General features: G+C 68.7%; 11 protein-coding genes and 2 tRNA genes. 9 read left to right on the plus strand and 4 right to left on the minus strand.

Annotated features, from left to right (window positions below; genetic code table 11):
• The first annotated feature begins 19 nt into the window (after positions 1-19).
• The 5 genes from lptF to AC1KAT_RS00885 are packed head-to-tail and all read left to right on the plus strand — an operon-like array spanning position 20 to position 4,722.
• The gene (gene lptF / locus AC1KAT_RS00865) at positions 20-1,117 is read left to right on the plus strand and encodes an LPS export ABC transporter permease LptF (protein ID WP_480321814.1); all 1,098 of its coding nucleotides are present in this window, start codon (positions 20-22) and stop codon (positions 1,115-1,117) included.
• On the plus strand, positions 1,114-2,223 hold the full coding sequence (lptG, locus tag AC1KAT_RS00870; RefSeq protein ID WP_480321816.1) for an LPS export ABC transporter permease LptG: 1,110 nt from the start codon (positions 1,114-1,116) through the stop codon (positions 2,221-2,223). Before lptF ends, lptG begins: the two co-directional genes overlap by 4 nt.
• Before the next feature lie 11 nt (positions 2,224-2,234).
• A complete protein-coding gene (locus AC1KAT_RS00875; protein ID WP_480321817.1) occupies positions 2,235-2,609 on the plus strand; it encodes a sirohydrochlorin chelatase in 375 nt (124 codons plus the stop codon).
• A complete protein-coding gene (locus AC1KAT_RS00880) occupies positions 2,606-3,556 on the plus strand; it encodes a CysB family HTH-type transcriptional regulator (RefSeq protein ID WP_480321819.1) in 951 nt (316 codons plus the stop codon). The genes AC1KAT_RS00875 and AC1KAT_RS00880 overlap by 4 nt, the downstream gene beginning before the upstream one ends.
• Positions 3,556-4,722: a pyridoxal phosphate-dependent aminotransferase gene (locus AC1KAT_RS00885; RefSeq protein ID WP_480321821.1), complete on the plus strand. Its 1,167-nt coding sequence runs from the start codon at positions 3,556-3,558 to the stop codon at positions 4,720-4,722. The genes AC1KAT_RS00880 and AC1KAT_RS00885 overlap by 1 nt, the downstream gene beginning before the upstream one ends.
• Before the next feature lie 10 nt (positions 4,723-4,732).
• On the opposite strand, the gene AC1KAT_RS00890 is transcribed toward AC1KAT_RS00885, so the two are convergent.
• Positions 4,733-6,583 carry a type IV pilus assembly protein FimV gene (locus AC1KAT_RS00890; protein WP_480321823.1) on the minus strand — a complete coding sequence of 617 codons (1,851 nt, stop codon included), beginning with the start codon at positions 6,581-6,583 and terminating at the stop codon, positions 4,733-4,735.
• A gap of 165 nt (positions 6,584-6,748) precedes the next feature.
• Here AC1KAT_RS00890 and AC1KAT_RS00895 point away from each other — a divergent pair, with 165 nt between their 5' ends.
• Positions 6,749-7,528, plus strand: coding sequence for an oxepin-CoA hydrolase, alternative type (locus AC1KAT_RS00895; RefSeq protein ID WP_480321825.1), 780 nt, complete (start codon positions 6,749-6,751; stop codon positions 7,526-7,528).
• Between the two features lie 80 nt (positions 7,529-7,608).
• Positions 7,609-8,313 carry a Crp/Fnr family transcriptional regulator gene (locus AC1KAT_RS00900; protein ID WP_480321827.1) on the plus strand — a complete coding sequence of 235 codons (705 nt, stop codon included), beginning with the start codon at positions 7,609-7,611 and terminating at the stop codon, positions 8,311-8,313.
• A 39-nt stretch (positions 8,314-8,352) separates the two neighbouring features.
• Here AC1KAT_RS00900 and AC1KAT_RS00905 read toward each other — a convergent pair whose 3' ends face one another.
• Positions 8,353-9,111, minus strand: coding sequence for a hypothetical protein (locus tag AC1KAT_RS00905; RefSeq protein WP_480321829.1), 759 nt, complete (start codon positions 9,109-9,111; stop codon positions 8,353-8,355).
• Positions 9,112-9,174: 63 nt separating this feature from the next.
• Here AC1KAT_RS00905 and AC1KAT_RS00910 point away from each other — a divergent pair, with 63 nt between their 5' ends.
• Positions 9,175-9,867, plus strand: coding sequence for a glutathione S-transferase N-terminal domain-containing protein (locus AC1KAT_RS00910; protein ID WP_480321831.1), 693 nt, complete (start codon positions 9,175-9,177; stop codon positions 9,865-9,867).
• Between the two features lie 154 nt (positions 9,868-10,021).
• The gene (locus AC1KAT_RS00915; protein WP_480321833.1) at positions 10,022-11,977 is read left to right on the plus strand and encodes a serine/threonine protein kinase; all 1,956 of its coding nucleotides are present in this window, start codon (positions 10,022-10,024) and stop codon (positions 11,975-11,977) included.
• A gap of 13 nt (positions 11,978-11,990) precedes the next feature.
• Here the strand turns inward: AC1KAT_RS00915 and AC1KAT_RS00920 are convergent.
• Together AC1KAT_RS00920 and AC1KAT_RS00925 are read right to left on the minus strand one after the other, a co-directional pair.
• A tRNA-Arg gene (locus AC1KAT_RS00920) sits at positions 11,991-12,067 on the minus strand.
• Between the two features lie 50 nt (positions 12,068-12,117).
• Positions 12,118-12,194: transfer RNA gene (locus AC1KAT_RS00925), tRNA-Pro, on the minus strand.
• Between the last annotated feature and the right edge of the window lie 10 nt (positions 12,195-12,204).

Genomic DNA, 12,204 nt, shown 5'->3' on the forward strand with positions numbered 1-12,204 from the left:
CCCGTAGAAGAAGCCAACGATGTTATTCGATTCCTCCTTGCGCAAAGACCTGGCGCGGTCATTCGGCGCGACGCTCGTGGTCATCCTGACCATCGTGCTGACGATGATGCTGATCCGCACCTTGGGCCAGGCGGCGCTGGGCCGGGTGTCGCCGCAAGACGTGGTGCTGCTGCTGGGCTACACCTCGCTCGGGCACCTGCCAACGATGCTGAGCCTGTCGCTCTTTGTGTCGGTTGTCGCCACGCTCGGGCGCATGTACCGCGACAGCGAAATGGCGATCTGGTTCGCCAGCGGCATTGGCCTCGCGCGCTTCGTGCGCCCGGTACTGCGCACCAGCTGGCCGGTGCTCGCGGTGATCGCGCTGCTGGCGCTGTTTGCCTGGCCCTGGGTCAACGAACAAGGCAGCGAGTTGCGCGCCCGCTTCGAGCAGCGCTCAGACCTCTCGCGCGTGGCACCGGGGCAATTTCAAACCTCGCGCGACGGCCAGCGCGTGTTCTTCATCGAACGCGACAGCGACGACGGCGTCACCGGGCGCAACGTGTTCATCCTGTCGCAGCAAGGCGCCAAAGAGTCGGTCACTTCGGCGCGCAGCGGGCACATCGAGATGAGCAACGGCGACCGCTTCCTGGTGCTCGACAAGGGCCAGCGCAACGAACAGGACATCATCACCGGCGAGAAGACGCTGTCGCGCTACGAGAGCTACCGCGTGCTGGCCGGCGAGCGCGTGCTGCGCAGCACCGACGACCTGCCGCCGAAGGCGCGCCAGACCATCGACCTGATCCGCGACCCGAGCGCCAAGCACCAGGGCGAACTGGCATGGAGGCTGGGCCTCGTGCTCGGCGCGACCAACCTGCTGCTGCTGGGCATCGGCCTGTCGGCCACACAGCCGCGCCGCGCCACCAACTGGAACCTGCTGTTCGCGCTGCTGGCCTTCGTCGTGTATTTCAACCTCATCAACCTGAGCCAGGCCTGGGTGGCCGGCGGCAAGATGTCCATCGGCACCTCGCTCGCCGCGACCCACGGCATGGCCTTCGTGCTGGCAATGGTGCTGCTGTGGTGGCGCGATCGGGGCGCGGTGGCGCTGGCGATGCTGCGCATGAAAGCGAGCACGGCATGAGAACCGTTCGCCGGCTGCTGTACGCCGACATCGCCTCGGCCGTGCTCTTCGTCGCGGTGGCCTTTCTGTCGCTGTTCTTCTTCATCGACTTCGTGGACGAGCTGGCCGACGTGGGCAAGGACTACACCGTGCTGCACGCCGGGCTCTACGCCGTGCTCGAACTGCCGGGCCACCTGTACGAGCTGATGCCGATCGCCGTGCTGATCGGCGGCATCTACGCGCTGGCGCGGCTGGCGCAGTCGTCCGAGTTCACCATCTTGCGCACCGGCGGGCTGGGGCCGGGCCGGGCGCTGTCGCTGCTGGCCGGGCTGGGCGTCTTCTTCGGCGTGCTGACCTTCCTGGTCGGCGACTACCTCGCGCCGCTGAGCGAGCGGGCCGCCGCGCGGGTGCGCGTCGAGGCCGGGCGCGGGCTCAAGCTGGGCGCCTCGGGCGCGTGGATGAAAGACCGCCGCCCCACCAGCGAGGGCGAGCGCTCGTACTCGATCAACGTGCGCAATGCCACGGCCGATGGCGAACTGCTCGACATCCGCATCTTCGAGTTCGACGCCGACGGCCGCCTGCTCAAGCGCATCGCCGCCGAGACCGGGCGGGTGGACGACGCCGCCAACTGGATGCTGTCGCAGGTGGTGCTGACCGACTGGGCACCGGCCGGCGATGCCGCGGCGCCCGGCGTTCGGCAACAGCAGCTCGCCATGTACGTGTGGCCGAGCACACTGCCGGCCAGCGTGGTGTCGTCGGCGGTACTGCCTGAGAGTTCGATGTCCACGCTCGAACTGCTGACCTACATCGGCCACCTGTCCGAGAACGAACAGACCGCGCAGCGCTACGAGATCCGCTTCTGGAAGCGTGCGCTCTACCCGCTGGCCTGCCTGGTGATGGTCGGCCTGGCCCTGCCCTTCGCCTACCTGCACGGCCGCGCCGGCGGCGTGAGCCTGAAGGTGTTCGGCGGCATCATGCTGGGCATCAGCTTCGTGCTGCTCAACAACGTGGCCGGCCACCTGGGCCTGCTGCACAACTGGACGCCCTGGATCGTGGCCGCCACGCCGAGCGTCATCTACCTGCTGATGTCGATGGCCGCCTTCAGCTGGCTCGTCCGATACCGCTGAAGGCACCGCACATGCAAGGTCTGATGCTCTTCGCCCACGGCGCGCGCGACCCGCGCTGGGCCCTGCCCTTCAACGACGTCGCCGAGCGCGTGCGCGCGCAGCGCCCCGGCACGCCGGTCGAGCTGGCCTTCCTCGAATTCATGGCGCCCGACCTCATCGCAGGCGGCGAGCGCCTGGCCGCGCAGGGCTGCACCGAGGTGCTGGTGCTGCCGCTCTTCCTGGGCGCGGGCGGCCATGTGCGCAAGGACCTGCCCGCGTTGCTGGCACAACTGGCCGCGCGGCACCCGGCGGTCGAATGGCGCCTGCAGCCGGCCGTCGGCGAGATGGATTCCGTGGTCGCGGCGATGGCGTCGGCGGCCTTGCACCTGCTGACTCCAAGCCCATGAACCTCCACCAGTTCCGCTTCGTGCAGGAGGCGGTGCGCCGCAACCTCAACCTCACCGAGACCGCCAAGGCGCTGTTCACCTCGCAGCCGGGCATCTCGAAGGCCATCCTCGAGCTCGAAGACGAACTGGGCGTGGACATCTTCGTGCGCCACGGCAAGCGGCTGCGCCGCGTCACCGAGCCGGGGCAGCAGGTGCTCAAGGCCATCGAGGTGATCATGCGCGAGGTCGGCAACCTCAAGCGCATCGGCGAAGAGTTCTCGATGCAGGACGCGGGCACGCTGTCGATTGCCACCACGCACACGCAGGCGCGCTACTTCCTGCCCGAGCCGGTGGCGCAATTGCGCAAGCGCTTCCCGAAGGTGCACATCGTGCTGCACCAGGGCTCGCCGGCGCAGGTGGCGCAGATGGTGCTCGAAGAGGTGGCCGACATCGGCATCGCCACCGAGGCGTTGGCCGATGTCGATGGCCTCGTCTCGCTGCCCTGCTACGAGTGGCAGCACGCGGTGGTGATGCCCTCGCACCACCCGCTCGCGCAGGTCGAGCGCATCTCGCTCGAAGACCTGGCGATCGAGCCGCTGGTGTCGTACCACCCCTCGTTCAGCGGCCGCACGCGGGTGGACCAGGCCTTCGCCGCGCGCAAGCTCAAGCCCGACATCGTGCTCGAAGCGATCGACGCCGATGTCATCAAGACCTACGTGCGGCTCGGGCTGGGCGTGGGCATCCTGGCCGAGACCGCGGTGCGCGACGACCCGCCCGGCGGCGACCTGGTCTCGCGCCCGGTGGGCCACCTGTTCGGCCAGAACGTCACCCGCGTCGCGTTCAAGCGCGGCGCGTACCTGCGCAACTTCGTGTTCGCGTTCGCCGAGAGCCTGTCCGACCGGCTGAGCCGTGCGCTCATCACCCGCGCCATGGAAGGCGACACCGGCGAGCAGGACTACCAGCTGTGATGCCGCTCCACCCGCCACGCACCCCGGCCCTCACGAGCCGCCTGCCGCAGGTCGGCACCACCATCTTCACCGTGATGTCGGCGCTCGCGCAGCAGCACGGGGCGGTCAACCTCGGCCAGGGCTTTCCCGATTTCGACTGCGACCCGCGCCTGCTCGACGCGGTGAATGCCGCCATGCGGCGCGGCCAGAACCAGTACGCGCCGATGGCCGGGCTGCCCGCGCTGCGCGAGGCCATCGCGGCCAAGATCGCCACGCTGTACGGCCATGCGTACGACCCGGGCAGCGAAGTCACCATCACCGCCGGCGCCACGCAGGGGCTGCTGACGGCCATCCTCGCGGTCGTGCACCCGGGCGACGAGGTCATCGTGCTCGACCCCTGCTACGACAGCTACGAGCCCAACATCGCCCTGGCCGGCGCAACGGCGGTGCACGTGCCGCTCACCCCGCGCACGTTCGCGCCCGACTTCGAGCGCATCGCGCGGGCCCTGTCGCCGCGCACGCGTGCCATCGTCGTCAACACGCCGCACAACCCCAGCGCCACGGTCTGGACCGACGCCGACATGCAGCGCCTGGCCGAGCTGCTGCGCCCGACCGACGTGGTCGTGATCGCCGACGAGGTCTACGAGCACATGGTGTTCGACGGCACGCCGCACCAGAGCGTGTCGCGCCACGCCGAGCTGGCCGCGCGCAGCTTCGTCGTGTCGAGCTTCGGCAAGACCTACCACGTGACCGGCTGGAAGGTCGGCCACGTGGCGGCCCCGAAGGCCTTGATGGACGAGTTTCGCAAGGTGCACCAGTTCAACGTGTTCGCGGTCAACACGCCGGTGCAGCAGGGCCTGGCTGACTACATGGCCGACCCCACGCCCTACCTCGACCTGCCGGCCTTCTACCAACGCAAGCGCGACCTCTTTCTCGCGGGCCTGAGCCAGACGCGCCTGAAGCCGCTGCGCACCACGGGCAGCTACTTTCAGTGCGTGGATTACAGCGAGGTCAGCGAACTCGGCGAAGAAGCCTTCTGCCGCTGGCTCACGGCCGAGGTCGGCGTGGCGGCGATCCCGCTGTCGGCCTTTTATGCCGATGGCCGAGAGCAGCGCCTCGCGCGCTTTTGCTTCGCCAAGCGCGACGAGACGCTGAACCGCGCGCTGGAGCGGCTGGTGCGCCTCTGAGGCGCGGCGCTCAGGTGCCGCCCGGGCGGCGGTCTTGCGGGGCCGGCGGCGTCTCGTCGAGCGTCACATCGAGGTCGAGCGAGAGCATGTCGTCCAACCGGGGCGGCGACGCGGGGCCGGGCACGGTGGGCGACGCGGTCGCCACCGACACGGCCGGCGCGCCGGGCTCGTCGAGCGGCAGCAGAAAGTCCACCCCGTCGGATTCGATCGCGCGCTCGGCCAGGTCGCGCGCCACGCTGTACAGAAACAGCAGCTCGCGGTAGGCCGGCACGTCGAAGGTCGGCCCGTTGTCGCGGCGGAAGAGCGCCGAGTCGAGCAGTTCCATCGCGAACGCGGGCGACGAGCTCCAGGCCGCTTGCAGGCGGGCCAAGACCTCGGGGTAGTTTTCGAGCGACTGACCGGAATCCGGGTCCACATGCCACTCGGGGGCATAGGCGTTGAAGCGCCGGTTGAAGCGCTCGCGGATGCGCTCGTGCGAATCCTGCTCACCGCGTCGGCGATAGATCTCAAGCAGCTTCAGGTAGGGCACCGGGCTCACACCGCCGGTGCTGCGCAGGTGGCTCATCAGCAGGTCGATGGCCGCGTCGTCTTGCCCCAGCACCACGAAGAATTCGGCCTGCTGCTCCAGGTCGATCAACTCTTCGGCCGACATGGGGCGGCGCGGTTCGAGCTCTTCGCTCGCACGCGAGGGTCGCTCGACCCTGGCCGAGGGTGCAGGCGCCGGGGGCTCATGCGGCGCAGGGGCGAGGCGCACGGTGCCTTGGTCCCAGGTGGCTTCGTCCACCAGCACCGGCGGCGCCGGTGCGGCCAGCGGCTCGGGCGAGGAGCTGACTTCCGGCTGCGGCCCTGGCGTTGCTTCGGGCAGGGCCGAGGCGGCCTGCCACCACGCGGCCTGCTGGCGCGCATGACGCATCCGCGAAGCCAGCCACACGAGGGCCAGCAGCAAGAGCACCGCCACGGCAATCAACCCGTACACCAGCGGGTTCGCATAGCGTTCGGCCCGCGCCTCGCGCAAGCGGGCCTCGGCTTGTGCCAGGCTGCCGGCGCGTTGTTGCTCGATGTCTTGCAGGCGCTTGAGCGTGGCTTCGAGTGCGGCCATGCGCTCGCGGTCCTGGCGCGCCGCCTCGGCCTCGGGGTCGGCCAGCGCGGGGCGGCTCGCGCCGGAGGTCGGCAGCGCCGCGAGTTCGGTCGCCATGCGCAGCAGCGGCACAGCCAGGGCCTCTTCTTCGATCGGGTCGAGACGCAGCACCGGGCCGCCGGCTCGCGCAGGGGCCGCGGCCGAGCGACGTGACGCTTGCCGAGGGGCACTGCGCGCCGACACGGCGGGCTCTGCGCCGGTCGAAGACGCCGTCGGCGTTGGGCTCGCGCGCTCGCGCCGAGCCCGGCGAGGCGCCACTTCGCGTGCGGGCGCGGGGACCGATGCGGCCGGCATCGCGGCGGCCCGCGCGACAGGGGGCGACAGGGGGGCCGGCTCGACTGCCACCGCGCCGGGCGGGTCGGCGAAGACCACGAACTGCCGCGACAGCTTGGGGGGGCAACCGGCCGTGAGGTCGAGGGCGACGATGGGCTCGTCGATGGACAGCGTGGTGGCGATGCGCAAGCGGCGTTCGCCGTTGCCCGACACATCGACCCGGGTGCGCACCGCACCGCTGGGGAGCCGCCGGTCACCCGAGGTGACCGCCGCCTGGATGCAGTCGCCATCGATGCTTTCACCGGCATCAAGCCGCAACACCACGCTCAGGTCGAGCGGCTGGCCCAGGGTGGCTCCGCCGATGACCCTGCCGAATCCCAAGGCCGACGCTGGGTTCGCTTGCAGAGCAATCGCGAGGGCCAGCACGGCGAGGGTCAGAAGTCTCTGCATTCGGCGGCGCAGTCCATGGATCGCGGCACTCTAGCATGAAGCTTTTGGCCCTCTGCCCCTCGCGGAGGCGCGAATTTGCTGGGGAAAGCACGTGCTTGCAGGGTGCGTGACACAATGCCGGCTGCGTGTTTTCGCACGGCTTTGCCCCCTCTGCCCTCGCCTCCCATGCCCTCTGAACTTCGCACCGAACGCCGTGGCTCAGCCCTCGTTCTGACGATCAGCGACCCGGCCTCACGCAACAGCCTGTCAGCGCAGGTCTTCACTGCCGGCATCGAGGCGTTGAACGTGGCCGAGTCCGACCCCGAGGTGCGCTGCATCGTTCTGCAAGGCGACGGCGCCCACTTCTGCGGGGGCGGCAACCTGCAGCGCTTGCAGCGCAACCGCGAAGCCGAGCCCGAGGTGCAGGGCCAGATGCTCGACCACTTCGCCGGCTTCGTCGAAGCGCTGCGCGCCCATCCCAAGCCGGTGATCGCGGCCGTCGAAGGCGCCGCAGCCGGCGGCGGTTTCTCGATTGCGCTGGCCTGCGACCTGATCGTGGCCGCGACCGATGCGAAGTTCGTGCTGTCGTACAGCCGCATCGGCCTGTCGCCCGATGGCGGCGCCACCTGGCACCTGATGCAGGCCCTGCCCCGGCAGCGCGTCCTGCAGTGGCTGTGGCTCGCCGAGCCGGTGCCGGTGGATGAACTGGCCCACGTCGGCCTCGTGGCGCAGGTCGCCCCGAGTGGCCAAGCCCTCACGCAAGCCCTGGCGCTGGCCAACCGGCTCGCGCAAGGCGCCCCCAACGCGCTGGCGAGCGTCAAAGACCTCGTGCAGCAAGCGCCGCACCGCACGCTCACCGAGCAGTTGCAGGCCGAGCGCGAACACTTTCTCAGCAACCTGTTCCACCCCAACTGCGGCGAGGGCGTGCAAGCCTTCCTGGACAAGCGCGGGGCGCGCTTTCAGTGACCGCCGGGCGCAACGACGAGCCAAGCCACATCGCCCCCTTTAGCGGCCGACGCTCCTCGCACCGCCAGATCGAGATCCCCATGAACACCTCTGTTCTCACCGCCGAAGAACGCGCCAACATCGAAGGCGGCGCCTGGTTTTCAAAGCTGTCCCAACCTTTGCGCGAAGCCATTCTTTCGCGTGCCACCGTGCGCCGCATGACCGATGGCGGGCTCTTCAGCGCGCGTGGCGAGCAAGCCGAAAGCTGGTGCGGCGTGGCCAAGGGCGCGGTGCGTGTCAGCTCGGTGTCGCTGTCGGGCAAGCAGGTCACGCTGACCTACGTGGAGCCGGGCGTGTGGTTCGGCGACATCTCGCTCTTCGACGGCCTGCCGCGCACGCACGACTCGAACGCGCATGGCGAAACCACCTTGCTGATCGTGCGCAAGCCCGACTTCAAGGAGCTGCTGTCGCAGCACGTCGAGCTGTACGAGGCCCTGCTGCGGCTGAATTGCCGCCGCCTGCGCCTGATGTTCGACGTGATCGAAGACCTCAACACGCGCCCGCTCGGGGCACGCCTGGCCAAGCAGATCCTGCTGCTGGCCCGCAGCTACGGCGTCGAGCAAGGCCAAGAAATCCGCATCGGTCTGCAATTGGCGCAAGAAGACTTGGCGCAGATGCTGGGTGCATCACGTCAGCGCGTGAACCAGGAGCTCAAAGGCTTCGAGCGCGAAGGCGCGGTACGCATCGAGCCGACGCGCCTGGTGGTGGTGTCGAAAGAGAAGCTGCTGGCGATCTCTGAACGCTGAGCCCTGAGTCGCAGGGCACTGAATCTCAGTGCGCTGAACTCAATGCCGGGGCGGATCTTCGGTGGGCTCTTCGGGCTCCATCGTCTGCCAGGCCGTCGAACTCGACGTGCTGCCCCAGCCCGAAGGCTTGTCGCCACCGCCGGTACCCGCCACCCGCACCGCTTGCAGCACGGCGGTCTCGAACAAGGCGATCAACTGCGCGATGGCCTGCACGTCGGGGTCGGGCATCTGCGTGCGCAAGTAGACCTTGCCCCGCAGGATCATCAGCACGAATGGCGGCTGATGTTCGAGAGCACGCGCCGAGGTCTGTTCGAGCTGACGGACCAGCGCGCCATCGACCCATGAGATCGCCATCGGTCCCGCGTTGGCCACCAGGCCGAAGCGCGCGCGCAGCGGTTTGGGCGCCTGGTAGCTGACCTTGGGATACATGGCCAGCCAGCGCATCTCTTCGGGCGTGTTGGCATCGATGACCGTTTGCGTGCTCTCGGTGAAACGCTCGAAGGTCTGGCGTTCGAGCATTTCGAGCAGCGGTTGCGACAGCAGCATGAACTGCCAGTCGCCCGGCAGGCCGAGGTCCATGCGCAGGCGCAGTTCATGGCCGTGGATGTACGAGCGCTGCGGCGGGCCCCATTCGAGCCGCCAGGGCTTGCCCTCGGTGCCACCCCCGTCGATGACGAAGCCGTCTTCTTCACGGGTGCGCTTGAACCGCAGCTTGTTCTTGTCGGCCCAGTCGGCCACCGCCGGCCATTGCGGCGCGGGTGCCTTGGACCCCATCAATCGTTTCAGCGCGTCAAGCATGGAATGGAGGCTTCCACTAGAGTCGCCGAGCGGCGCGTGGTGCGCTCGCCAGGAGACAGGACGATGATCGAAGTGTATTCGTGGGCCACGCCGAATGGGCACAAAGTTCACATCATGCTGGCCGAGTGCGGACTGCCGCATCGCATGATCCCCGTCAACATCGGCGAAGGCGAGCAGTTCAAGCCAGAGTTCCTGTCGATCAGCCCCAACAACAAGATCCCCGCCATCGTTGATCCCGATGGCCCCGACGGCAAGCCCATCTCGCTGTTCGAGTCCGGGGCGATCCTGCTGTATCTGGCAGGCAAGACCGGGCGTTTCCTGCCCGAGTCCACGCGTGAACGCTACGAAGTGCTGCAGTGGCTGATGTTCCAGATGGGAGGCGTCGGGCCGATGCTCGGACAGGCCCACCACTTCAGGCTCTACGCCCCCGAGAAGATCTCCTATGCCATCGAACGCTACACCAACGAGGCCAAGCGCCTCTATGGCGTGATGAACAAGCGGCTCGCGGCCTCGCGCTACATCGGTGGTCACGACTACAGCATCGCCGACATGGCCATCTTCCCGTGGCTGCGTTCATGGAAGAACCAGGGCATCGACTGGAACGACTACCCCCACCTCAAAGGCTGGTTCGACGAGATCAGTGCCCGCCCGGCCGTGCAGCGCGCCGTCGACACCTTCGAACACTTGCGCAAGCCCATCACCGGTGACAAGCAGCGCGAGGTTCTCTTCGGCGCCACGCAATACCAGCGCCGCTGACGCGGTCATCGGCCTCTGATCTTCCGCGAGAGGAGTCTCAAGACCCGGCTCGCGTTGGGGGCGCACAAAACACCACAAGCCGAGGGGTCGGGAAGGCGTTCAGACTTGGGCGCATTGCTGGTTGCACCAGCCGTCCTTTGCCCAACTGCGCCCCATGAGCCCACCGTCTTCTCGCGAACCGACCGACGATGCACTGACCCGAGAATCGCCAGCCCACACCCCGAGCGATGCGCTCGGCATTGGCACGCGGCTTGACGGCTTTCAGATCGACCGCGTCATCGCCAGCAGCGGCTTTTCGGTTGTGTACCAGGCGCGCGACCTGGCACTCGAATGCGCGGTGGCGCTCAAGGAGTACATGCCCACGGCGATCGCGCGGCGCGACGAGCACCGGCTGGTTGCCCGCTCGGCCGCGCATGCTCCCGCATTCGAACAAGGCAAGCGCGCGTTCATGCAAGAAGCGCAGATGCTTGCGCGCTGCGATCACCCGGCGCTCGTGCGCGTGACACGCCTGTGGCAAAGCCACGGCACGGCGTACCGCGTGATGCCGCTGTACACCGGCCGCTCGCTGCTGGCCATGCGCCATGCGATGAGCGCGCCGCCCGACGAAGCCTGGCTGCGGGCCATGATCGACGACCTGCTCGGGGCGCTGGATGCCGTGCACAACGCTGGCTATGTGCACCGCCGCGTCCTGCCGGGCAACATCGTCGTGCGAACAGACGGCCGCCCGGTGCTGATGGACTTCGATGCCGTGCGCCACGCGCTGATGAGCGACAAGACCCAGTCTTTGATGGCGGCCATCGACCCCGCGCTCGCATTGGAGTCGCCCACCCCCGACCTGCCGCAAACGGCCGCGAGCGACCTGCACGCGCTGGCCGCGACGGTGCATTTCTGCGTCACGGGCCAGCCGCCTTCGTTGAAGGGCGCCGACACAGCGCGGCGCGATTCGCTCGAACAGGTGCTCACGCGCCTGCATACCGGGCCGGCACCGGTGCACTACAGCCGCGAACTGGTGCAGGCCGTGGACCGCGCCCTGCATCCCGCCCCTGAGCAATGGCCACAAAGCGTGGCCGAATTCCGTGATTGGTTGCGCACAGAAGCGCGGGCCGCAAGCCCGGCGCCCGAGGCTCGGCCCACCGATCCCGCCGCTGCGCGAGAAGTGCCCGCCACCGGCCGGCGTGCAGCAGAGCCTCTCGCCTCGCAACCGTCCGATGCGACGGGTGAAGACGACGCGCGCATCGAGTTCTTTCCCGGCTTTGGCCAGCGGCCGGGCATCGATGCGCCGGTGCCACCGCGGCCCAGCAGCCGTTCGGGCCGTGCCCGCGCCGCCGGGGCGCAGCGTGAGCCTTCGACGGCCCGGCCCTCTCAATTCCAGTCGTCTCAGTTCCAGTCTTCGGCGTTCAGGCCGTCGCAAGGTCATTCGCGCTTCGACAGCGACTTCGGCGACCCTGCGCTGCACGACGGCCACTCGGTACTGGGCGATGCGCGCCGCCCTCGCAGCGCGCCAGTCAGACCCAAGCCTTCGCGCCTGATGCCCTGGGGCGTCGCGCTCGGCGTGATCGGCCTGGCGGTGCTCGCGGTCTGGCAGATGCAAGAACAGCAGCACTACGACCGCTTGCTGGTGGACCTCGCCAAGAACGCGCCACCTCCGCAATTCGGCCCGGCGGCGTCGGTGCCCAGTGCCGACGTCGCTGCAGGCGCGCTGCCAACCCAGCCCTTCCCCTCGCCCGCGCTGAATGCGCCCACGGCCGCCGTCGCGCCCGCCCCGCCACCGGTGGCTGAGGCGATCACGCCGCAAGCCGGCGCCACCCCACCAACAGCCGTCACACCGCCATCGGCCTTGCCGAGCAGCCGCAGCGTCGCCGAGGTCTCGCTGCCGTCCGAGCCAACCGCCGCGGGCCCCGCCGCTGCTGTTGCCGACGAAGAGCCCGCAACGCCGAAACAGCGACGCACCCGCGCTCAGCAGCCCACGGTGAAGAACCCGCGCGACGCCTGCGGCAACCGCACGCAGTTTTCGCTGTACCGGTGCATGGAGGTGCAATGCGCTCGCGCGCAATGGAGCAAGCACCCGAGCTGCCTGCGATTCAAAAGCAGCGGGGATCTTGGCGGGTGAAGTGGTGAAGCGTTGGCCTGCCCGGAGGGACTCGAACCCCCGACCTGCTGCTTAGAAGGCAGCTGCTCTATCCAGTTGAGCTACGGGCAGCGAGGGCGATGTCGTCGAGCGACGACGGCCATTCAAGCGAGAGAAGAAGATGGTCGGGGTGAGATGATTCGAACATCCGACCCACTGGTCCCAAACCAGTTGCGCTACCAGGCTGCGCTACACCCCGAAGCGGCGCA

The organism is Piscinibacter sp. PDB5-1 (assembly GCF_056676035.1).

What these genes read in the sequence shown, in the direction of transcription:
- lptF (WP_480321814.1), top strand. Translation starts at nt 20, where the DNA reads ATGTTATTCGATTCCTCCTTGCGCAAAGACCTGGCGCGGTCATTCGGC.
- lptG (WP_480321816.1), top strand. Translation starts at nt 1,114, where the DNA reads ATGAGAACCGTTCGCCGGCTGCTGTACGCCGACATCGCCTCGGCCGTG.
- AC1KAT_RS00875 (WP_480321817.1), top strand. Translation starts at nt 2,235, where the DNA reads ATGCAAGGTCTGATGCTCTTCGCCCACGGCGCGCGCGACCCGCGCTGG.
- AC1KAT_RS00880 (WP_480321819.1), top strand. Translation starts at nt 2,606, where the DNA reads ATGAACCTCCACCAGTTCCGCTTCGTGCAGGAGGCGGTGCGCCGCAAC.
- AC1KAT_RS00885 (WP_480321821.1), top strand. Translation starts at nt 3,556, where the DNA reads ATGCCGCTCCACCCGCCACGCACCCCGGCCCTCACGAGCCGCCTGCCG.
- AC1KAT_RS00890 (WP_480321823.1), bottom strand. Translation starts at nt 6,583, where the DNA reads ATGCAGAGACTTCTGACCCTCGCCGTGCTGGCCCTCGCGATTGCTCTG.
- AC1KAT_RS00895 (WP_480321825.1), top strand. Translation starts at nt 6,749, where the DNA reads ATGCCCTCTGAACTTCGCACCGAACGCCGTGGCTCAGCCCTCGTTCTG.
- AC1KAT_RS00900 (WP_480321827.1), top strand. Translation starts at nt 7,609, where the DNA reads ATGAACACCTCTGTTCTCACCGCCGAAGAACGCGCCAACATCGAAGGC.
- AC1KAT_RS00905 (WP_480321829.1), bottom strand. Translation starts at nt 9,111, where the DNA reads ATGCTTGACGCGCTGAAACGATTGATGGGGTCCAAGGCACCCGCGCCG.
- AC1KAT_RS00910 (WP_480321831.1), top strand. Translation starts at nt 9,175, where the DNA reads ATGATCGAAGTGTATTCGTGGGCCACGCCGAATGGGCACAAAGTTCAC.
- AC1KAT_RS00915 (WP_480321833.1), top strand. Translation starts at nt 10,022, where the DNA reads ATGAGCCCACCGTCTTCTCGCGAACCGACCGACGATGCACTGACCCGA.